Genomic DNA, 21341 nt, shown 5'->3' with positions numbered 1-21341 from the left:
TCACTTTTTTATTTCCATTAAATGAAGTCTATCGATGCATCAATAACCACTTCTTTGAGAAAAAGTATGACAATAATTAGACTCCATTAAAAAGATTGCTAACCTATGGATCAAAAAATATTATTTACCTTAGTGTCATATTTCTTAGTTCGCTATAAATTTCATTCATCTCTCTTTAATATCGAATTAAGAAGTAACCAAGTTTTATAAATAGGACTAATTACTCTTTAAGTAGCTGATCATAATTAAAGTATAGTTTAATTGACCACCGGAGTACTTAGCCGAAATTAACATCAAACTAAAATGAAAAACATGCGTCCTATCATGCTGGTAGGTACCGGTTCTGACGTAGGGAAAAGTTGGATTACCACAGGTATCTGCCGTTGGTTGAAAAATAAAGGCTATCAACCGGCACCTTTCAAAGCCCAAAACATGTCGCTGAATAGTTTTGCAACTTACGATGGACTAGAAATTGGAAGGGCACAAGCGGTACAGGCAGAAGCATGTCAGTTGCCCGTAATGGTAGAGATGAATCCTGTTTTATTAAAACCTTCTGCAAAAAATAAATCACAAGTAGTACTGCATGGTAAACCAATCGGTGATCAAACAGCGAAAGATTATTTCCTAGGAGAAAATAAGAAACACCTCTTTGCGGAAGCTCAAAAAGCCTTTCATAAACTTTCTGATCAGTACGGTCCCATCGTCATGGAGGGGGCAGGGAGTATTAGTGAACTGAATTTAAAGCATCGAGATATTGTAAATATGCGTATGGCAAAAGCGGCCAATGCGTGTGTTTATTTGGTAGCGGATATTGATAGAGGAGGCGTTTTTGGTAGTGTCTATGGCACGATTGCTTTATTGGAAGATTGGGAAAAGGAATTATTGAAAGGCATTATCATCAATAAATTTAGAGGGGACGCAAGCCTTTTTGTAGAAGGAAAGAAGAAGTTGGAAGAGTTGACGGGCTATCCTGTTTTGGGTGTATTGCCTTATGCCCAAGATATAATTATTGAAGAAGAAGATTCTGTTGCTTTAAGCACTAGAAATATAACAGCGGAAGAAGGAATGCTCAATGTGGCAGTAGTGAAGCATTATTATATGTCGAATTACACCGACTTCCAAGCCTTGGAAAATGAGCCATTGATCAACTTGTATTATACTAGAGATCATGCAGAACTGAAAAAGGCCGATGTGATTGTACTTCCGGGTACAAAAAACACCATGAATGATCTAGCGAAGCTGAAGGAAGAAGGTATCGATAAATTGATTGGTGAATTGTATGATAAAATTCCAATCATAGGCGTTTGCGGAGGCTATCAGATGTTGGGTAATGTGGTTTACGATCCACATCATGTAGAAGGAGAAAAAGAAGAAGAATTGGGATTAGGAATTTTTGATATTGAAACGACTTTATCGAAAAGTAAACAAACCGTACAACAACAATTTGCCTTTAAGAATTACGATGAGGTGTGTGAAGGATATGAGATTCATATGGGTGAAACGTTGGTGCCAGAAGCTTTTGCATTGAATACAATGGGAGATGTGAAGGAAGGATTTTTTGATGGGAAATTGAGTTGGGGTACGTATTTGCATGGTGTTTTTGATAATCAAGTAGTGGTCAATGAGCTATTGAAAAGAAAGTTTCCTGATGCAGAGGCTTTAGATTACAAGACGTTCAAAGGAGAGCAATTTGATAAGTTGGCAGACTGGGTAGAAGAGAATTTGGAGATCAATAAAATCATGGAAGATATATGCTAAACGGACATGGTGATGACCTTCATTTGGTAAAAGGTCAAATCAAACACAACTTCAGCTCCAACGTTTTTTATAAAGGATGCCCTCCAGCCATACTGGATACCTTAAAAAATCAGTTGCATAACATTCAAAACTATCCCTCTCCTGCAGCAGAGGAACTTTCAGTTTGTGCCTCAAAACGCTATGATTTACCAGCAGACAATTTTCTTTTTACCAACGGAGCCATTGAAGCTTTTTATCTGATTGCACAGCTGTTTAGAGGGAAATCAGCCACTATTGTTGGGCCCACTTTTTCAGAATATGAAGATGCTTGTAGAATCCATGAGGTAGATTATCAAGTGGTCGATAGAAATGTGATTCAAGAGCATTGTAATGATTTAGTCTTTATCTGTAACCCTAATAATCCTACGGGAAGTATTTTCACTTTTGAAGAAATAGAACATCTACTAAAGGAAAATACTAAGACAACTTTTGTGATTGATGAAGCCTATATTGAGTTCACTTCAGCCACAATTTCAGTTGTGCCATTGGTCAAAAAATATGATAACTTAATCATTGTCCGTTCTCTGACGAAAACTTTTACCATTCCTGGGCTCCGCTTAGGCTATATCATTTCTAATGCATTAAAAGTTGATAGCTTGAAAGCCATCCGAATCCCATGGAGTGTAAATGGATTGGCACTTTCGGCAGGGAAGTTTTTGTTTGAAAACTACGATGATTTGATTTTTGATATTGATCAATTATTGGAAGAGCGAAAGGTTTTTCAAGAGCAATTAAAGGAAATAGATTTTATAGAAATACAATCTACTAACACCTCTTATTTCTTAGTGAAGCTCTTAAAAGGAAAGGCAAGTGAGTTAAAAAACTACTTAATTGAAAAAGGAATTTTAATTCGTGATGCCACCAACTTCACCAATTTGGAAGGAGAGCATATTCGACTTTCAGTACAGTTACCAATGGCTAACGAACAAATCATTAAAGCATTAAAATCATGGATTTAGCATCTGTCATTATACTAACTATTGCTTTTGTTTTAGACCTTATTTTTGGAGATCCAAGGTCATTACCTCATCTTATTGTGGGGTATGGAAATTTGATTTCTTTTGGAGAAAAAAGGTTGAATAAAGGCAAGAATAAACTCATCAAAGGCGCCCTTCTGACGATTATATTGGTGAGTCTCTCTTTTGCCGTGCCTTATTATTTTTTAGGTTTGCTACATTCTTTTAATGCAATTATTACTTCGGTAATCAGTATTATTTTACTGTTCTATTGTTTGGCGAATAAGACGTTGGTCAAAGAAGGAATTGCCGTTTTTAATGCATTAGAAAAAGACGGGTTAGAAGCTGGAAGAAAGCGATTGTCATGGATTGTAGGGCGTGATACCTCTGAATTAAGTGCACAGCAAATTCGCACAGCAACATTAGAAACCATGTCAGAAAACTTAAGTGATGGCGTGATCGCTCCACTTTTTTACTTTGCCGTTTTCGGAGTGCCGGGTGCTATGGCATATAAGATGATCAATACCTTTGATTCCATGATTGGTTACAAAAATGAGCGTTACGAAAAGTTTGGTAAATTTGCCGCCAGACTGGACGATGTAGCCAACTATATTCCAGCCCGTTTAACAGCTCTCTTTATGTTGATTGTTACTTTCCGTTTAGGTGGACTTTTTACGGTTTTCTCAGAAGGAAAAAAACACAGTAGCCCAAATGCCGGCTATCCAGAAGCAGCATTGGCTTATATTCTTAATGTGAGATTTGGAGGACCCAATTTTTACGGAGGGAAATTAGTAGATAAGCCTTATATAGGTCATAATGATAGAAATATTCAGCATCAAGAAATTTTCAAAGTAGGTAATGTCAACTATGCTACAAGCTGGCTTTTCATATTGTCAATCGTTTCTATTTACACTCTAATAGCACTTTGAAAATTTGAATGTTGACAGAAAATTACAATTGATGAGGTTTAGGACACTCAGGTGGCATTGAAGGGAAAAGCGTTAAGAATTTTGTGTAATAAGCCGTTAAAAAATCTTCTTTTGTTTGAGCGCAGCGAGTTTTGAAGATTTTAGGCTTATGGAGCAAAATTTAGCTTTTGACTTCACAGCCTAGATTTTTTTGCTTCGTTTTTTCATCAATGGAAAAAATGAAGAACACACAAGAAAAGGGAGGTGAGGATTCAATTTTCTTGTAAATTTTTAAAGGTGTAGATCGTCTAACTACTAGAATTTTAATTCAACTTTTATAATGCAAAAATACATCATCTCAGGCGCAGCAGGTACAGGAAAAACGACATTAATTAATGCAATAAATAATGACGGTACTCCTACAATGCCCGAAGCTTCCCGACAGGTGATTATGCATGAACAGTTGACGGGTGGAGAAGGAATGCCCTGGAAAGATGTAGAACGGTTTAGTGAATTAGTATTTCAAAAAACAAAGCATCAATTAAAAGATAATCCAGATGCAGTTTTTTGCGATCGCAGTATTATTGATACAATAGCCTATCTGAAGTTTCAAAACAAACCCATTCAAAAAGAATTAACAGCGTTTCCTTATCAGAAATATTATCATAAGCAGGTTTTTTTTGCACTTCCATGGGAGAAGATTTATATCACTGATCCCCAAAGACCTGAATCATTTTCTTATCAAAAATCACTCTCTAAAGTGCTTGAAGAAACCTATTTAGAGTGTGGATTTGAACTAATTTACCTTCCATTTGAGTCTGTTGAAAACCGTATGGATTTTGTTTTTGACAACATTTGTATGGCAATGAAAATTAAGTAACTTTGTTATGCTTTAAGGGTGTTCCAACAAGTACTAGGATAAAAGAATAAAGATAAAATATCCATGTTCTTTAAGGAATGAAAAGGGAATTTGGTGAAAATCCAAGACTGTACCCGCAGCTGTAAGCTTTCGTTTTTTCGGAAAACAATTTTGTTACAATGAGCCACTGTTTATGAGGAATGGGAAGGAGTAACAAAAGAAAGTAAGTCAGAATACCTGCCTGAAGAAGTACTAAGAAATTATAAGACTTTCGGGAATAAAAGTTCTGACTTTCAATCTATTGCTAAAACTATTAGTCTCCCAGACTAATTTAAATAAACAGATTGTCATTCTATTATCCCCAATTGTTGCTATTCAATCAAACAATCTGACTAATGGGGAAAAACATCGCTGAAACTCAACAGATTTTTTTATTTTGTGATGGAGGATCTTGCCAAAAAGCAGGATCAGAGGAAGTGGTACGCAACGTACGTGCTTACTTAAGAAATAGTGGACAATGGGACAGCACACACACGATCAAAACAAGATGTAACGGTCGGTGTGAAGATGCTCCAACATGCATTGTGCAACCTAACTATTGGTACAAGGACCTTAATCCAGAAAAAGGCTTAGAAATCATCAAAAGCCATATCGAAAATCAGGAACCTGTCACTGATTATTTACTGTATCAGGACGAATGGTCTGCAATCAAATCAGACAAAGAAAGAGAAGCATTTACTCCTAAACCATTTTCAATCAAAATGGATCCTGAACTTGGAGAATGTCGGATCACTAGGGGCTTTGCTTCGGACCAATACACCTTTCCTCTTTTTCTTTATTTATCAGAAAATAGTCCAAAATCTACGCTCACACTTTCTGGTCAAAAATCAATCTCATTTAGTGAAATCAAAAGCGTCAATTACAGTCAAAAGTATACACTTGAATTGGAATTGGAGAGTGAAACGATTGAATTGATTATCGCTCCTATTGACCAGAAAAATCAAGAACTCGTCAAAAAGAGAATTGCCGTAGTCGAATATTTTGAACAATTGGATACTCTGAAAAAAGGAGTCCGAATGAGAAATAAATTCGGAGAAGATATTGGACTAATTTGGTTGGAGAATCACGCTTGGGAATACTGTTTAGAAGTACAATTAAAAGGAATAAAATTGGAAACGGTATGAAAAAGAAGGTGACTATTGTAGGCGTCGGTTGGTTAGGAATTCCATTGTCAGAACGATTAAAAGAAAGAGGTTTTGATATAAAAGGAAGTGTGGCTTCGGAAGAGGAATTAATCGCTTTTGAACTCACAGATCAGATTACTCTTGTAAAAGTAGAGGAAGATCATATCAAAGGAGATTGGGATAATCTGATTGCTGAAACAGAAGTCTTGATCGTATGTTTTCCGCCTGCTGATCGAAGAGATAAACATGGAGTTTATGTCAGGCAGATCGAACAACTGACAAAACAAACGCCTCCTCATCAAAAAGTCATCTTTGTAAGTTCCACTTCAGTCTATCCGAATACCAATCAAACCATCAAAGAATCAGATCAATTTACTCCTGAAACCATAGGAGGTAAAAATATATATCAAGCAGAACAAGTCTTACGTCAACATTTTGGAGAGCAATTGACCGCTATTCGTATGGCAGGTTTAATTGGTGGAGGGCGTCATCCTTCTCAACTTCTCAGAGAAAATAGAGTGTTGAAAAATCCGAATGTGCCTGTCAATGTCATTCATCAAGCGGATGCGATCAATTTGATTTTGGCAGTCATAGAGCAAGATGTTTTTGGAGAAATCATTAATGGGTGTGCAGCCCTTCATCCTATTCGAAGGGATTTGTATACCAATGCGGCAATGACGTTGGGATTGCCTCTTCCAGTTTTCCGAGATTGTAAAAGCACTGCTTACAAATTAGTTGATAATAGTAAATCAAAGCGATTATTATCCTTTGAATATAAATACGATGATCCTCAAGCCTACTTCAATGAAAACGAAGGAGTAAAAATACATTAAGAATGAAACAAGGAATATTATTATGTGGACACGGTTCCCGAAGAAAAACAGGAACTGACGCATTTAAAAAGCTCGTGGCTTTATTGAAAAAAAGATACGAGAATGAATATGAAGTGGATTATGGTTTCTTGGAATTCAGTCATCCACTGTATGAAGCTGCAGTAGAGCGATTGTATGAAAAAGGAGTACGAAAAATCTACGCTTTGCCTGTCATACTGTTTGCGGGTTCACATGCCAAAAATGATATTCCTTATGAGATGAACACGATCCAATCGTACTACCCTGATCTTGAAATCAAGATGGGAACACACATTGGTGTAAGTTCTTATTTGTTGGATTTATCGAAGAAGCGAATTGAGGAGCAGGAAGCCTTATTACCACCAATTGATCGTAAAGAATGTGGATTGATGGTGATTGGCAGAGGAACTACGGATCCAGATGCCAACTCTGATGTACACAAATTAGCGGCGATGCTTTGGGAAGGAATGGGATTCGGATTTACATCCGTGGCCTACAGCGGTACAGCTTATCCCTCGACCGCAGAAGCGTTGCCAATGTTTGAGAAACTAGGTATGAAGCGTACTTATGTGATTCCATTCTTCTTTTTTACGGGTGTTTTATTAGAAAGAATTTATGAAACTGTAGAGGAGTTTAATAAGGATTCCACTACTGAATATGTCAATACTAAGGCCTTTGGATCTGATGAATTGATTATGAAAGCTTTTGATGAAAGACTCGATCAAGCCAAAAACGGAATGGCCAATATGAACTGTCAGATGTGTAAGTACCGTAAGCAGATTATTGGTTTTGAAGAAGAGGAAGGCAAGGAGCAAATCGGTCATCATTTGAATGTAAAAGGAATTCTTTTCGAGGAGGATGAAAAGGTGGATGAGAAGAAAGGAGTGATGAAAACGGTGAAAAATATATTGGGGATCTAATGGAGAAAGGAAAAGTATACGGCATTTCATTGGGTCCAGGTGATCCCGATTTGATTACGCTGAAAGGATATAAACTGCTTCAATCTGTTGATAAAATCTATTATCCCGGATCCATTTTTCAAGATGGAAGAAAGAGTAGTTACTCACTTCAAATCATGGAGGGTTATGATTTGCCGGAGGAGAAGCTAGTCGGCTTTTATATGGAAATGACCATCGATAGAGTCCATGTTCATCCTGTATATGAAGAGGCTTTTCAGAAGATCAAGAAAGATGTTTCAGAAGGGTTGGACGTAGCCATCGTTTGTGAAGGAGACTTGAGTACGTACAGCTCATTTTCTTATCTCTTAGAGAAATTCCAACAGACAGATATTCCAATTTCGTTGGTGCCGGGCATTAGTTCTTTCCATCTAGGAGCAGCAGAAATTCAACAACCGCTCGCCCTTTTAGGAGAGACGATTCACGTGCTTCCTATTCTAAAATCAACACAGGTACTAGAAGATGCCTTGAAAGTTTCGGATACGGTGGTTTTGATGAAAATCAGATCTGTCATGCGACACATTCAGCCTATTTTGGAAAGAGAGGAAATCAATTTTACGTATTGTGAAAAGCTCGGAACTACGGAGCAATTCATGACTTCATCATTAGACAAACTTCAAGAGAGAACGATCCCTTATTTCTCTTTACTGATTATAAAGAAAAACAAACAAGCATGAAAATTACAGTAGCAGGTTTAGGACCTGGACACAAAGACTATATATTACCGGTAGTGGTCAATGCACTGCAAAAAGCAGATGTAGTGATTGGTTATGACTATTACTTTCAATTTTGTGAAGACTATCTGAAAGAAGGTGCAGTAAAAATTGCCATGCCTTTGGGGAAAGAAGAGGAGCGAGCAATTGTAGCAATTGAGGAAGCCAAAAAGAACCAACATGTATTTGTGATTGGGTCGGGAGATGCGAGTATTTACTCCATGGCTGCCATTGTTTATCAAGTGGCTTCTTTAGAAAAAGAGGCCGAAATTGAGTTGGAAACCTTGCCGGGTGTTTCTGCATTTTTAGCGGCAGGAAGTAAGTTGGGAGCTCCATTGGGACACGACTTCTGCTGTATTTCCTTATCAGATTTAATGACGCCTTGGCAAGTGATTGAAAAGCGTATCCGAGCGGCAGCTGTAGGTGATTTTGTTTGTAGTTTATATAACCCCAAAAGCAAGAAAAGATATTGGCAGTTGGAGCGTTTGAAAAAAATCTTTTTAGAAGAACGTGACCCGAGCACACCTGTAGCGATTATTCGTCAAGTGACACGCCCTGAAGAGAAAATCACAATTCAGACCTTAGGGACTTTTGATGTAGAAATGGTGGATATGTTCTCTTTAGTGATGATTGGTAATTCGCAGACTTTCCAGTTTAAAGATCACTTAGTGACACCTCGAGGGTATTTGAATAGAAAACCACAAACGGGACAGGAAATCCAACAAGAAAGTTTCCGTATTGTCACAGAGCAATTACAAGATTTAGAGCATTCAGTAGAAGATAAATGGGCGATTACACGCTTGATTCATACCACGGGGGTAATCGATGATCATGTGCATTATGAAGCCTCATCAAGAGCGGTCAAGTCTTTATCAAAATACCTTCAAAACGGTGGGACAATTGTGACGGATGTAACGATGGTGCAAGCCGGTATTACAAAAAAATATACAAAGGAATACGGCAATCAAGTTGTTTGTCTTTTGAATGATGAAGAGACACTCCTTTTGGCAGAAGAAGAAGGTCTGACGCGTTCTCAAGCAGGGATAAAAAGAGCAATTGCTATGTATCCGAATGCTTTGTTTGTGGTAGGAAATGCGCCAACAGCTTTGTTTGAATTGACAGATCAGTTGAGAGAAAATCCTGATTTCCAACCGGCAGGGATCATTGGCGTTCCGGTAGGTTTTGTCAATGTCATTGAATCCAAAGAACAGTTGGTACAAGTGAAAAATGCCGAGTGGATTGTATTAAATGGCAACAGAGGTGGAAGTAATATTGCTGCCGCTTTGGTCAATGCTTGTTTCACGCTTCAAGAATCTGAAAACTATTTCTAAGTCTTGACACAAGAAAACAAACATATAGACTTCTACATCATCGGAATTGGCAATCATTCTGAAGTGCAACTGAACGCTGAGGTAAAACAGTTGATACACCATCATACTGTTTTTTCTGGTGGAAAGAGGCATTATCAATTGGTGAAAAAGCATTTGCCTGAAAATCATGAATGGATTGAGATTTCGGGTAAAATGCAGGACGTCATTCATCAGTATCAAACGAAAGAGCAAAAGGTAGTGATCTTCGCTTCGGGCGATCCATTATTTTTTGGTTTTGGCAATACGCTGAAAAGACTTTTACCCTCTGCCGAACTAGAAGTATTGCCGTATTTCAATTCTATTCAACGATTGGCACACAAAGCCTCTTTGAATTACAGCGATTTGAAAAGCATTTCATTACATGGCAGACGTACTTGGAAACCTTTGGATGTTTGCTTGATGCAGGGTGAAAAGATGATAGGAATCTTGACGGACAAGGAGCATTCGCCACAGCATATTGCACAGCGATTACTCACTTATGGCTATCCAAATTATACCGTCTATGTCGGTGAAGAATTGGATGGAGAGCAAGAAAGAGTTCGTCAATTCACCTTGGGAGAAGCGAGTGAAATTGCCGATTACCAATTGCTGAATTGTGTAATTCTGATGAAGACCTCTGACTTTGTTCCTCCCCGAAGTATTGCAGATAGTACTTTCCAAACCTTGGAAGGCAGACCGGGAATGATGACCAAACAGCCCATTCGTTCTTTGACACTTCAAGCATTGGAATTGTGGGATAAGAAGTGCTTTTGGGATGTGGGAAGTTGCACAGGTTCCATTGCCATTGAAGCTCAGCTGAACTATCCGTCATTGCAAGTTTTCGCTTTTGAGAAAAGAACAGAATGCGGAGAAATCATAGACAACAATACAAAGCGTCATCATTGCCCGGGTATAGTGGTAAGTATTGATGATTTCTTTGAAGAAGATATACAAAAAATTACGCCTCCAGATGTCGTGTTTATTGGAGGTCATGGCAACCGATTAGAAGAGATGATTCATAAACTGAATTCTGTTTTACTTCCTAATGGTTTGATGGTGATGAATACGGTATTAGAGAAATCTTATGAGACCTTCCAAAAAGTTTGTCTCACATTGAATTATACCGTAGCAGAGCCGATTAAAATGAGTCTCAATGACCACAATACGATACATCTATTGGTCGCAAAAAAGAATTTTAAATGAAAAAAATAGCTATAATAGCCACTACTGATAGAGGATTAGCACAGGCGCTTATTCTCCAGAAAGAATTCCCAAAATCTTTAGTGGTCACTACTCGAACAACAGAAAACGAAAATGTATCTGTTGTGGCCTCCTTAAATGATTATCTAAACGACTATTTCCATAAACTAGATGGTATCTGCTTTGTCAGTGCATTGGGTATTTGTGTGCGTTTGATTGCTCCATTTATCGAAACAAAAGCAACAGATCCTGCGGTGGTTTGTGTTGATGATCACGGCAAAAATATTCAGTCGGTCCTTTCAGGACATCAAGGTGGAGCCAATCAATTTGCGGAGAAAATCGCTCAAGTGGTAGGAGGAAAAGCTATCATCAGTACATCGAGTGATTTACAAGAAATATGGGCGTTGGATACGCTGAGCCAAACTTATGATTGGACGGTAGAAACAGATCAGCCTTTAAATCATTTGATCAGCTTATTTGTCAATAATCAGCCTACAGCATTATTGTTGGATGTAAAGGACAAAGGCACAGCTTACTTAGAGAAAAACCTTCCCGAGTTTGTGACGGTATTTTATGATGCAGAAGAAATCGATGCAGAGAAGTTTGAGTTATTGATCGCGGTGACATATAAAATTTACGATTTCAATCTACCATCTCTCTACTACAGACCTAAAGTATTGGCCTTAGGTTCGGGTTGTTCGAAGACCTTAGATTTTCCTCTTTTTGAAGCACGATTAAAGGCGGAATTAGAAGAGCAGAAGATTGCTTTTTCAGCCTTGAAAACGTTTGGATCTATTGATATCAAAGCCCAGCAAAGTGCTTACCTCGACCTTTCCAAAAAATACTATTTACCATTTTCTACTTTCTCAAAAGAGGAAATTGATGAAGTAAAAGTGCCGAATCCAAGTGAGATGGTACAATCCAAAATAGGAGTGGATGGCGTTTCTGAATCTTCAGCCATGTTACTTTCCAAGCAAGACAAAGTATTGGTGGAAAAAACAAAAGTACACCTAGAAAACGACGATAAGTTTACCTATTCGATCGCATTAATCAAGGACTTTGAGAGAAGATCTGCCGTAGCCATTATTGGTGCAGGTCCGGGTGATGAGGAATTGATTACTGTAAAAGGCAAGCAGTATTTGGAAGAAGCAGACTGCGTATTGTATGCAGGAAGTTTGGTGCCAGAGGAAATGATCAGTTGGTGTAAAGAAGGTGCAATTGTTCGTAACTCAGCGATGATGACATTGGAGGAGCAGATCACTTTAATGTTTGATCAATATAAGAAAGGAAATTCGGTAGTGAGATTGCACAGCGGTGACCCATCACTTTACGGAGCGATCCAGGAACAGATGACCATTTTTGATGAATTGGGAATGGAGTATTTCATCGTTCCGGGTATCTCTGCATTTAGTGCGGCGGCGGCGGTTTTAAAATCAGAATTTACCATTCCTGAAGTAGTGCAGTCGATTGTGTTGACGCGTGGAGAAGGAAAAACACCAATGCCACCCAAAGAAAGTGTGGAAGCATTTGCCAAGACCAACGCGACAATGTGCTTGTTCCTCAGTGCCGGAATTGCCAAGAAAGTTCAAGCACAGTTATTAAATCATTTTGATGAAAACACGCCAGTGGCCGTGATGTACCGATTGACTTGGAGAGACGAGGAAGTTTATCAAGGTCAATTAAAAGACCTCGCTCAAATCGTCAAAGACAGCAAGAAAACAAGAACGGTATTGATTGTAGTCGGAAAGGCAATTGGAGCTAGAAAAAATCGCTCTCAATTATACAGCCCTGATTGGCAACATATCTTCAGAACCAACAAAAAGTTCGTCGTAAAAGAAGCATAAGCATGGTATTGGTTTTTGGAGGAACAACGGAAGGCAAAAAAGTGATGGAATGTCTTGAAAGACGTCAACAGTCATTTATTTACTCTACGAAAACAAAAGTGGAGGTAGAGGAGAGTGCGTACATGAAATATCATTCGGGTGCATTGGATCAAGAACAAATGGATGCATTTATCCATGAAAATAAAATTTCAATGATCATTGATGCGGCTCATCCATTTGCAGAAATATTGCATCAAACGATAGCTTCCATTGCTCTTAAAAATGAGCTTCCAGTCATCCGATTTGGAAGAAAGCCAATACAGCTAGAGGGAGAAAACGGAATACTTTGGGCGGAAGATTATAAAGATGCCGAAACCTTGCTTTTTGATCGATTTCAAGGGAAAAAGTTGTTGGCACTAACAGGGGTACAGACCATTGAGAAGTTTGAGAAATGGTGGAAACAGCATCCATCTATTTTTAGAATTTTGCCAAGGGAATCTTCCAAAGAGATTGCTGAAAAAACAGGTTTTCCTAAAGAAGATTTGATTCTCTCAATGCCTAATCAAGAGCAGGAGTTAGAAGAGTCTTTGATTAAAGAAAAAGGAATTGATGTAGTGATGACCAAGGAAAGTGGAGCAAGCGGTTTTCTTCAAACTAAAATTGATGCTTCACAAACTTGTGGAATTCCGATCATCATTATTCGAGAACCAAAAATACCAGCTTCCTTTCAGGTGGTTTACACAGTTCAAGAACTCGAAAATAAATTAGAACAAAATGGTTTTTAATAAATGCTATTTGTTCGCAGGACGTCTGCCTTTCTTACGGCATTGAAGGGAAAAGCGTTAAGAATTTCATGAAATGAGCCGTTAAAAATGATTTTGTTGTTTGAGCGCAGCGAGTTTAAAATCATTGAGGCGAAAGGAGTGAAATTTAGCTTTTGACTTCACAGCCTAGATTTTTTTGCTTCGTTTTTTCATCAATGGAAAAAATGAAGAAGAAGAAAAATTGGAAGTAGGGAGAAGGGGGAATCGGGTAACATTTTAAAGATAAAACATGGGTTTAAAGAAAGTTCCAGAAGGTGAGTTGAAAGAAGGTTTTACAACAGGAACCTCAGCCACGGCTGCCGCAAAGGCAGGCTTAAAGGCGATCATTTTTCAACAAAAACAGGAAGCGGTAGAAGTACATTTACCGATAGGGAAAATATTGTCTATACCTGTTCACCACTGCGAGTATTCTTTTAGCTCCGCAAAATGCAGTGTCATCAAAGATGCAGGTGACGATCCTGATGTGACCAACGGTGCCGAGATAGGTTGTGAATTACAGCTGATTGAAGAGCAGGAAATCCAATTTATAGCAGGCGATGGTGTGGGAACAGTCACACTTCCCGGTTTGCAATTGGGAGTAGGAGAACCGGCGATTAATCCTGTTCCAAGGAAAATGATCACCGATGCTTTACAAAAACTTTTGCATGATTATGATTTGGAAATGGGAGTAGCAGTCACTGTTTATGTGGTGAATGGAAAAAAGCTCGCCAAGAAGACCCTAAATGAGCGAGTAGGGATCATGAACGGCCTTTCCATTTTAGGCACCTCAGGCATTGTAAAACCTTATTCAGCCTCCTCCTATATCGCAAGTATTGAGCAAGGCGTCGATGTGGCCGTGGCCAATGGAATTGATGAACTCGTGATCAACTCAGGAGCGAGAAGTGAGAAATACCTCAGAGCACTATTTCCTGATTTTTCGGAGCAAGCCTATATCCATTATGGAAACTGGATTGGTGATACGCTTCGCAAAATTCAAAGTGCACCGATCAGAGCAGTGACCATCGGAATTATGTTGGGAAAAGCGGTGAAGTTGGCAGAAGGACAAACCGATACGCACAGTTGTGTTTCCAGTTGGAACAAAGAATTTATTCAATCCATCGCCCAAGAAGGCGGGTATTCAAAAGAACAACAAGAAGCAATTCTTCAATTAAATATGGCGAGTAGACTTGTAGAAATTTTTCCATTTACCGAAGAGGAATTATTCTATCAGTTACTACTCCAAAAATGTTATCAATCCACTAAATCTATTATTCAACAAACCAAACTCACTATCTACCTCATCGGCAAAGAGGGTGATTTTATTAAACTAAAATAATTATGACAGGAGCAAGTTTCATTCGACCATTAATGGCAGGGGTATTACACTCCTTCGAGCCGGATCACGTGACAGCAGTATCCGTACTAGCTACCGAAAACGCAATCAAAAAAGAAAGAGCCTCTTTTAAAAATGTATTCAAAGCTTCACAATGGGCTTTAGGACATTCAGTGACCCTGATTTTGTTAGGTGGAATTGCCTTGCTGTTCAAAAGTACAGCAGAAGTTTTTGTCCATGATTTATCAAGTTGGGCAGAAATGTCAGTAGGTCCGATCATGATTTGGTTGGGTATTGTGGCCATCAAAAGAAACCACAAGATCAATGATATGATGCAGGATCATAAAAGGATCGAAGAGCATGATCATTTAGATACGAACCCGATTCACCTTCATGGAAAGCAAGGGGAAGAAATCGCCATGAATCCTATGAACCGCTCATTTTGGGTAGGAATGCTTCATGGATTGGCGGGGACAGGTGGAGCTTTGACTTCCGCTTTGATTTTAAGTTCTGCTACAATGTGGGATGCCGTATTAATTCTATTGGTAGAATCTGTAGGTATCATCTTAGCGATGGGCATTTACAGCTATACTTTATTGACGGTTTTAAGTCGGTTTATAGAAAAAAACATCGCCATTTTTAAGTGGATGAACGGACTCGCAGGAGTAGCCTCAATCGTCATCGGATCATACTGGATTTACAATTCAATTTTTGCTTAATGAACAATTTCCCTTTTACAGCCATCATCGGTCAGGAATCGTTTAAGTTGGCACTTATTCTTAATATCATCGATCCCACTTTGGGTGGAGTTTTAGCCGTTGGCGATAAAGGAACGGGCAAGACTACTTTGATCCGTTCACTGTCTGATTTGATGCAAAAGCCATTTGTCAACTTGCCGATTGGTGCTTCTGAAGACAGAGTTTTGGGACATATCAATTTGGAAAAGCTCATCAATGATAAAAAAGAAGAAGTCCAACATGGTTTGCTATCACAAGCGCATCAAGGGTTTTTATATATCGATGAAATCAATCTTTTGAATGATTATCTGATGGATGTGCTATTGGATGCTTCCGCAACGGGAAGTTATCATTTGGAAAGAGAGGGAATTTCAAGAAAGTTGAAGAGTCGTTTTTGTTTGATCGGCTCCATGAATCCAGAAGAAGGAGATTTGCGTCCTCAATTAAAAGATCGTTTTGGTCTTTCGGTAGAGGTGAAAACGCCAACTTCATTAGAGGAAAGGACAAAAATAGTACAACACCGCTTGGCTTTTGATGACGATCCGAAAGCATTTTTTGAAGGTTTTGATAAGGAGCAGAAACAACTTTTTAATCAAATAATTTCAGCACAAGAAAGACTATCAAGCATTGAATTAGAAAGTGATGTTTTAGGATATTGTTCTCAGCTCGCCATTGATCATGCGGTAGAAGGTTTAAGAGCAGATATTTTATTAGTCAAAACGGCAAGGGCGTATGTGGCATTTCAAAATAGAAAGAAAGTCACCAAAGAGGATGTGAAAGCGATTCAGGAATTTGTGCTTTTGCATCGTAAAAATCAAACTCCTCCAAATCAAGAACCACCTCAAAACCCTCCACCTCAAGAAGAACAAAAGGAGCAACCTGAAAACTCAAAAGAAGAAACACCTCCCAATCAATTTGAATCTGTAATTCCAGAGAAAGAGGTCGTACTACAACAGTCTTTTAAGGAAAGTAATAAGCAAATCATCCATCAGAATGGAATAAAATCTTCCACAGATACTCGAAAAACAGTGAGTCAATATTTAGCCACTGATACTTTCGAAGTCATCAAAAAATCTAAAGTAGAACCAACAAAAAAGCAGGTCATCTTTATTTTGGATTCAAGTGGTTCTATGATCAAAGATCAAGTGATTGTTTATGCCAAAGGAGCGGTTCAGAAGATGATAGAAAAGTACGAATCATCGGATGTGCATTTTTCATTGATTTCTCTTTTTCAAAATGAAGCGGAAGTGTTAGTACAGGAAACCTCTAACGTCGGTTTTGTGACAGAAAAAATTCAGCAATTGCAGACGGGAGGAAAGACGAACATCATCGCCGCTTTGAAAAAAATAAAAAGCATGTTGGTGGGCTTCGATTTGTCAGAAACGGAGTTAGTGATTGTCTCTGATGGACGTTTTTGTGCTGAAACTGCCATTGAAGACATTATTTCAAGCTATCAATTCCATTGTAAAAAAGTAGATCACTTGACTTTAGTCGATGCGGAAACGGGCGTAGTGAAATTAGGCATTATGCAAGATTTAGCCGATCGTTTAAGAGGCAATTATCAAAAATTATCCCTTTAAATCATGAAAGCTAATATTCATTTTGTCACAGGAGGTCAACGTTCAGGAAAGAGTGCTTTTGCTGAAAAAATAACGTTAGAGTTATCTGACTCGCCTATTTACTTGGCGACTTCTAAGAAATGGGATGAGGAGCACAATGAGCGAATTGCATTGCATCAAGAAAGAAGGGAGGAGTGTTGGACTACCGTGGAAGAACCCATTGATATTCATCATCATAATTTTGCTGGAAAAGTAGTTTTATTGGATTGTATTACGCTTTGGCTTACCAATATTTTTGATGAGGTAGCTTACGATAAAGAAAAAGCTTTGCAACGAGCACAGGAAATATGGACTGCATTAATACAGCAGGACTGTACACTGATTGTGGTCAGTAATGAAATTGGTTTGGGTGGGATATCCATGAACAAAGCAAGTCGTCAGTTTACAGATATTCATGGATTGATCAATCAGTTTATAGCCAAGCAAGCACAAAAAGTAACATTTGTAGTATCCGGCCTTCCGATGGTCGTAAAAGAATAAATTGAATGAAAACAGCAAGCTTCATTATCGCCGCACCAACAAGTAATTCGGGCAAAACCACTGTTACGTTGGGATTACTTCGATTGTTGAAAAACAAAGGATATAGCGTACAGCCTTTCAAAAGTGGTCCGGATTATATCGACCCCAAATTCCATAAAATAGCTTGTGGGAAAACGGGTATCAACCTCGACCTTTTTATGATGAGAGAAGAACACATGCGTGCTACTTATCATGAGTTGGCAAATGAGGTAGATGTGGCTTGTATCGAAGGCGTAATGGGTTTGTTTGATGGTGCGAGAAAGTCGGAAGGAAGTACCGCTGAGTTGGCAAAGAAACTTGACATCCCTGTCATTTTTGTGGTCGACGCCAAATCGGTTGCTTATTCAGTTGCTCCATTATTATATGGCTTTAAAAACTTTGATCCCGATTTGAATATTGCGGGTGTAATTTTCAACCGTGTCAATACCAAAAGCCATTACAAGTTTTTAGAAGAAGCATGTGATGATGTTGGGATAAAAGCATTAGGTCACGTCCCTTTTATTGAAGAATGTAAAATCCCTTCAAGACACTTAGGACTGTCGATTGATAACCTCTCAAAATATGATCAGATGATCGGTAAAATGGCGGATCAGATGAATGAAACCATCGCTATTGATCAACTACTTTCTATTACTCAAAGAGAAAAGGCAACCCTTGCAACTAAGTCGGAAACATCTAATGCCGACTTCAAAATAGCAGTAGCACAAGATGAAGGTTTCAACTTCAGCTACTATCAAAATATTGAAGCCTTGAAGCAATTGGGAACTGTTGAATTTTTTAGCCCAATTCATGACCAAGAACTCCCTAATTCTGATTTAGTTTACTTCCCCGGAGGTTATCCCGAATGCTATACACAAGAGCTTTCTGCAAATGCAAAAATGAGAGAAAGCATCAAAAGTTACACTGAAAACGGAGGACAAATCATCGCTGAATGCGGAGGAATGATGTACCTCGGAAAAAACATGGTCGACCAAAAAGGAAATGAATTACCGATGGTTGGTGTATTCCCTTTTACAAGTTCAATGGAAGCTATGAAACTCACATTGGGTTATCGAAAAATTGACATCGATGATTTCACCATCAAAGGACACGAATTTCATTATTCAAAAGTTCATCAAGACGAAAATGTAACCACCGTTGGAACCGTTTGGAGTGCAAGAGAACAGGAAGTTCCAACAAAAATCTATCAATATAAAAACGTATTGGCCTCTTACATCCACTTTTATTTTGGTGAAGTAGGAGACCTTCAGCAGTTGCTTCATCATATACAAAATAACCATGTTTCAAGTGTTAAGCGATAGCATCACTTGGAACTGTCTATTGGCGAAGTCTCCTGACTTCGAGGTGAATAATATTGTCTTTCGAAGTCGGGAGACTTCGCCAATTATAAATCACAAGTGACGCCTGTCGGCTTAACACTTGCGATATTGAATCTACTCCATCACCAACCCATGATTTAAATCATGGGCTGATGATGGAATCAGAATAGTCCAAATACATAACAAATAAACTCTTACGCTATGAAAATCTACACTAGAAAAGGTGATTCAGGAAAAACAGGCGTATTCGGCGGAAAAAGAGAGTTCAAAGATGCTCCCCGTTTAGAATGCATAGGTACACTGGATGAAGTGAATTCGACCATAGGGCTATTAAGGTCAAAATTAGGTAATGACCACGAGTGGCAACCGAATTTGCATAGAGTTCAAAAAGACATGATGAATATGATGTCGCATTTGGCTCGACCATCAGATTCTAAAAAAGAAAACCAAAATCCTCACCCTACTGACGGAGCAGAATTTTGTGAAGCATGGATTGATGAAATGGAAGGGAAAATGAGTAGCCCCTCGGATTATTTCTTACTACCAGGAGGGAACGAGATTTCAGCTTTGTGTCATGTCTGCAGAACACAAGTAAGAAGAGGAGAAAGAGTCTTAGTGACCTTAAGTCATGAAGACCCTGAAAGTGTATTAGACTATATCTCTTCGTATATCAACCGTATGTCTGATTTGTTTTTTACCATGGCAAGATCAGAGATGGATAAGCACGGAGTAGCAGAAGAAAAATGGAATTTATTTTTATATAAAAGAAAGAAAAAACCACAAGCATGAGAAAAATCCCAATAACGATTGTTACAGGTTTCCTAGGCGTTGGAAAAACGACCTTAGTGCACCACATGATGAAAAATGCCAACGGAAAGCGTATTGCTTTATTGGTGAATGAATTTGGTGAAGTAGGTGTTGACGGTGAAATCATCAAAGCAGGTTGTGGTGATGATGAGTGTAACTTGATTGAGTTATCCAACGGCTGTATTTGCTGTACCGTACAGGAAGAATTTTTGCCGTCTATGTTGGAGTTGATTGAGCGAAAAGATGATATCGACCATATCGTGATTGAAACTTCAGGATTGGCAATGCCAAAACCATTAGTAAGAGCAGTGAACTGGCCTGACTTAAAACCACACATTACAATCGACTCAGTGATCACTGTAGTAGATGCTGTAGGTGTAGCAACAGGAGAATTTTGCGATAGACAAAGAGTACAAGAACAAAGATTGGCAGACGAATCTTTGGATCATGAAACACCGATTGAAGAGTTGTTCTTAGATCAATTGTCATGTGCAGATTTGGTATTGGTCAGTAAAAGAGACTTGGTGGATGATCAAAAATTTGAAGAAATTTCATCTTACGTTCAGCAAAAAATCAGAGCCAACACGAAAGTTATTCCTGTAGTCAATGGAGAAGTAAGCAATGATTTATTATTAGGAATTGAAGCGTCAGCAGAAGACGATTTAGATAACCGTCATTCTATCCACGAGCATCATCACGAACATGGTCATGACCACGATCACGACGATTCATTAGTCACAGAATTATTAGAATTCCCAGAAACGTCAGACATCAAGCAATTGGTGAAAGAAATGACGCAATTGGTAAAGGAACATGAAATCTACAGAATCAAAGGTTTTGTCAATATTCCGAACAAACCAATGCGTATGATTCTTCAAGGTGTAGGTGATCGTTTTGATTATTATTTCGATCGACCTTGGAAAGAAGAAGAAACGAGAAAGACACATTTAGTAGTGATTGGTAGAGACTTAAAATTAGCTTCAACAGCGATCTAAAATCATGCATAAGAATATAAAGCTATTACTACTAGCCTCAATTCTAACTCATATGGGAGCAAATTTACTTGCTCCCATTTATGCCATTTTTATTGAGAAAATAGGAGGGACGTTAATGGATGCCGGAATTGCTATTGGTGTTTACGCCATCTTCAAAGGCATTTTCTTTTTCCTTTTTGATAAAATCGATGAGTCAAGGTTGAGTAAAAGAGCCATGATGTGTATTGGCTATATTTTGATGGGAACCGGTTATGCCTTGTATGTTTTTGCAAGCAGTCCAACCCATGTTTTCCTCATCCAAGTCATTTTATCCTTAGGCGAAACAGTCATTACGCCTTCGTGGAGTGCCATTATTGCCATGTCATTGAAGAAAGGAAAAGAGAAAAGTATCTACTCTCACTTTTACGGCTACCGTTCCCTATCAGAAGGCATCGCCGCAATCATTGGAGCCTTATTCGCCATGCAATTTGGTTTTGCATTAGTCTTTTCACTAATGGCATTTTTCTCTTTAGCGTCAAGTGTTTTATCCTTATTAGTGGAAGAACATGTGATATCAGAACCAGAAAAAGTAAAGGTTGCTTAGTGCTAACAATCGAAGAAATGTCTTTCCAAT

Annotated in this window: 20 protein-coding genes and 1 riboswitch; all 20 genes read left to right on the top strand. The window is 38.5% G+C overall.

The features are described from left to right. Nucleotides 1-303: 303 nt before the first annotated feature. A complete protein-coding gene (locus PL77_RS05200; protein ID WP_044202402.1) occupies nucleotides 304-1758 on the top strand; it encodes a cobyric acid synthase in 1455 nt (484 codons plus the stop codon). Next, nucleotides 1752-2756, top strand: a complete 1005-nt coding sequence (locus tag PL77_RS05195) for a histidinol-phosphate transaminase (protein ID WP_044202400.1) — start codon at nucleotides 1752-1754, stop codon at nucleotides 2754-2756. The genes PL77_RS05200 and PL77_RS05195 overlap by 7 nt, the downstream gene beginning before the upstream one ends. Next, on the top strand, nucleotides 2747-3682 hold the full coding sequence (gene cbiB, locus PL77_RS05190) for an adenosylcobinamide-phosphate synthase CbiB (protein WP_156152248.1): 936 nt from the start codon (nucleotides 2747-2749) through the stop codon (nucleotides 3680-3682). The genes PL77_RS05195 and cbiB overlap by 10 nt, the downstream gene beginning before the upstream one ends. A 319-nt stretch (nucleotides 3683-4001) precedes the next feature. Next, a complete protein-coding gene (locus tag PL77_RS05185; RefSeq protein WP_044202394.1) occupies nucleotides 4002-4541 on the top strand; it encodes an AAA family ATPase in 540 nt (179 codons plus the stop codon). A 46-nt stretch (nucleotides 4542-4587) separates the two neighbouring features. Continuing rightward, nucleotides 4588-4780, top strand: a riboswitch (cobalamin riboswitch). Between the two features lie 135 nt (nucleotides 4781-4915). Further along, on the top strand, nucleotides 4916-5704 hold the full coding sequence (locus PL77_RS30280; protein WP_052444187.1) for a ferredoxin: 789 nt from the start codon (nucleotides 4916-4918) through the stop codon (nucleotides 5702-5704). Beyond that, complete coding sequence (locus tag PL77_RS05175) at nucleotides 5701-6537, top strand: hypothetical protein (RefSeq protein ID WP_044202391.1); 837 nt, start codon at nucleotides 5701-5703, stop codon at nucleotides 6535-6537. Before PL77_RS30280 ends, PL77_RS05175 begins: the two co-directional genes overlap by 4 nt. Before the next feature lie 2 nt (nucleotides 6538-6539). Beyond that, nucleotides 6540-7475 (top strand): sirohydrochlorin chelatase, encoded by a 936-nt coding sequence (locus tag PL77_RS05170; RefSeq protein ID WP_044202388.1) that lies wholly within the window; start codon nucleotides 6540-6542, stop codon nucleotides 7473-7475. Continuing rightward, nucleotides 7475-8188, top strand: a complete 714-nt coding sequence (gene cobI / locus PL77_RS05165) for a precorrin-2 C(20)-methyltransferase (protein ID WP_044202385.1) — start codon at nucleotides 7475-7477, stop codon at nucleotides 8186-8188. Before PL77_RS05170 ends, cobI begins: the two co-directional genes overlap by 1 nt. Further along, nucleotides 8185-9555, top strand: a complete 1371-nt coding sequence (cobJ, locus tag PL77_RS05160) for a precorrin-3B C(17)-methyltransferase (protein WP_044202382.1) — start codon at nucleotides 8185-8187, stop codon at nucleotides 9553-9555. Before cobI ends, cobJ begins: the two co-directional genes overlap by 4 nt. Nucleotides 9556-9558: 3 nt before the next feature. Beyond that, nucleotides 9559-10776, top strand: a complete 1218-nt coding sequence (cbiE, locus tag PL77_RS05155; protein WP_052444186.1) for a precorrin-6y C5,15-methyltransferase (decarboxylating) subunit CbiE — start codon at nucleotides 9559-9561, stop codon at nucleotides 10774-10776. Further along, nucleotides 10773-12617 (top strand): precorrin-4 C(11)-methyltransferase, encoded by a 1845-nt coding sequence (gene cobM / locus PL77_RS05150; protein ID WP_044202379.1) that lies wholly within the window; start codon nucleotides 10773-10775, stop codon nucleotides 12615-12617. Before cbiE ends, cobM begins: the two co-directional genes overlap by 4 nt. Next, nucleotides 12566-13381 carry a precorrin-6A reductase gene (cobK, locus tag PL77_RS05145; protein ID WP_156152247.1) on the top strand — a complete coding sequence of 272 codons (816 nt, stop codon included), beginning with the start codon at nucleotides 12566-12568 and terminating at the stop codon, nucleotides 13379-13381. Before cobM ends, cobK begins: the two co-directional genes overlap by 52 nt. A gap of 268 nt (nucleotides 13382-13649) precedes the next feature. After that, nucleotides 13650-14735, top strand: a complete 1086-nt coding sequence (cbiD, locus tag PL77_RS05140; RefSeq protein ID WP_044202373.1) for a cobalt-precorrin-5B (C(1))-methyltransferase CbiD — start codon at nucleotides 13650-13652, stop codon at nucleotides 14733-14735. A gap of 2 nt (nucleotides 14736-14737) precedes the next feature. Beyond that, nucleotides 14738-15451, top strand: a complete 714-nt coding sequence (locus PL77_RS05135) for a cytochrome c biogenesis protein CcdA (RefSeq protein WP_044202370.1) — start codon at nucleotides 14738-14740, stop codon at nucleotides 15449-15451. After that, complete coding sequence (locus PL77_RS30275) at nucleotides 15451-17049, top strand: AAA family ATPase (protein WP_052444185.1); 1599 nt, start codon at nucleotides 15451-15453, stop codon at nucleotides 17047-17049. Before PL77_RS05135 ends, PL77_RS30275 begins: the two co-directional genes overlap by 1 nt. Nucleotides 17050-17052: 3 nt before the next feature. After that, nucleotides 17053-17568 (top strand): bifunctional adenosylcobinamide kinase/adenosylcobinamide-phosphate guanylyltransferase, encoded by a 516-nt coding sequence (cobU, locus tag PL77_RS05125; RefSeq protein ID WP_044202367.1) that lies wholly within the window; start codon nucleotides 17053-17055, stop codon nucleotides 17566-17568. 5 nt (nucleotides 17569-17573) lie between these two features. Continuing rightward, nucleotides 17574-18908: a cobyrinate a,c-diamide synthase gene (locus PL77_RS05120; RefSeq protein ID WP_044202364.1), complete on the top strand. Its 1335-nt coding sequence runs from the start codon at nucleotides 17574-17576 to the stop codon at nucleotides 18906-18908. Between the two features lie 219 nt (nucleotides 18909-19127). Further along, nucleotides 19128-19715 (top strand): cob(I)yrinic acid a,c-diamide adenosyltransferase, encoded by a 588-nt coding sequence (locus PL77_RS05115; protein ID WP_044202361.1) that lies wholly within the window; start codon nucleotides 19128-19130, stop codon nucleotides 19713-19715. Next, nucleotides 19712-20728, top strand: coding sequence for a cobalamin biosynthesis protein CobW (gene cobW / locus PL77_RS05110; protein ID WP_044202360.1), 1017 nt, complete (start codon nucleotides 19712-19714; stop codon nucleotides 20726-20728). Before PL77_RS05115 ends, cobW begins: the two co-directional genes overlap by 4 nt. Before the next feature lie 4 nt (nucleotides 20729-20732). Continuing rightward, nucleotides 20733-21311 carry an MFS transporter gene (locus PL77_RS05105; protein WP_082026401.1) on the top strand — a complete coding sequence of 193 codons (579 nt, stop codon included), beginning with the start codon at nucleotides 20733-20735 and terminating at the stop codon, nucleotides 21309-21311. Nucleotides 21312-21341: the final 30 nt, after the last annotated feature.

The organism is Flammeovirga sp. OC4 (assembly GCF_000812565.1).
In the GTDB taxonomy this organism is placed as follows: domain Bacteria; phylum Bacteroidota; class Bacteroidia; order Cytophagales; family Flammeovirgaceae; genus Flammeovirga.
The sequence above is the reverse complement of the archived record's forward strand: the minus strand, read 5'-3'. Positions and strand labels throughout refer to the sequence as shown.

What these genes read in the sequence shown, in the direction of transcription:
- PL77_RS05195 (WP_044202400.1), top strand. Translation starts at nt 1,752, where the DNA reads ATGCTAAACGGACATGGTGATGACCTTCATTTGGTAAAAGGTCAAATC.
- PL77_RS05120 (WP_044202364.1), top strand. Translation starts at nt 17,574, where the DNA reads ATGAAAACAGCAAGCTTCATTATCGCCGCACCAACAAGTAATTCGGGC.
- PL77_RS05170 (WP_044202388.1), top strand. Translation starts at nt 6,540, where the DNA reads ATGAAACAAGGAATATTATTATGTGGACACGGTTCCCGAAGAAAAACA.
- PL77_RS30275 (WP_052444185.1), top strand. Translation starts at nt 15,451, where the DNA reads ATGAACAATTTCCCTTTTACAGCCATCATCGGTCAGGAATCGTTTAAG.
- PL77_RS30280 (WP_052444187.1), top strand. Translation starts at nt 4,916, where the DNA reads ATGGGGAAAAACATCGCTGAAACTCAACAGATTTTTTTATTTTGTGAT.
- PL77_RS05135 (WP_044202370.1), top strand. Translation starts at nt 14,738, where the DNA reads ATGACAGGAGCAAGTTTCATTCGACCATTAATGGCAGGGGTATTACAC.
- cobJ (WP_044202382.1), top strand. Translation starts at nt 8,185, where the DNA reads ATGAAAATTACAGTAGCAGGTTTAGGACCTGGACACAAAGACTATATA.
- cobU (WP_044202367.1), top strand. Translation starts at nt 17,053, where the DNA reads ATGAAAGCTAATATTCATTTTGTCACAGGAGGTCAACGTTCAGGAAAG.
- PL77_RS05185 (WP_044202394.1), top strand. Translation starts at nt 4,002, where the DNA reads ATGCAAAAATACATCATCTCAGGCGCAGCAGGTACAGGAAAAACGACA.
- cbiD (WP_044202373.1), top strand. Translation starts at nt 13,650, where the DNA reads ATGGGTTTAAAGAAAGTTCCAGAAGGTGAGTTGAAAGAAGGTTTTACA.
- cbiB (WP_156152248.1), top strand. Translation starts at nt 2,747, where the DNA reads ATGGATTTAGCATCTGTCATTATACTAACTATTGCTTTTGTTTTAGAC.
- cobI (WP_044202385.1), top strand. Translation starts at nt 7,475, where the DNA reads ATGGAGAAAGGAAAAGTATACGGCATTTCATTGGGTCCAGGTGATCCC.
- PL77_RS05200 (WP_044202402.1), top strand. Translation starts at nt 304, where the DNA reads ATGAAAAACATGCGTCCTATCATGCTGGTAGGTACCGGTTCTGACGTA.
- PL77_RS05115 (WP_044202361.1), top strand. Translation starts at nt 19,128, where the DNA reads ATGAAAATCTACACTAGAAAAGGTGATTCAGGAAAAACAGGCGTATTC.
- PL77_RS05105 (WP_082026401.1), top strand. Translation starts at nt 20,733, where the DNA reads ATGCATAAGAATATAAAGCTATTACTACTAGCCTCAATTCTAACTCAT.
- cobW (WP_044202360.1), top strand. Translation starts at nt 19,712, where the DNA reads ATGAGAAAAATCCCAATAACGATTGTTACAGGTTTCCTAGGCGTTGGA.
- cobM (WP_044202379.1), top strand. Translation starts at nt 10,773, where the DNA reads ATGAAAAAAATAGCTATAATAGCCACTACTGATAGAGGATTAGCACAG.
- PL77_RS05175 (WP_044202391.1), top strand. Translation starts at nt 5,701, where the DNA reads ATGAAAAAGAAGGTGACTATTGTAGGCGTCGGTTGGTTAGGAATTCCA.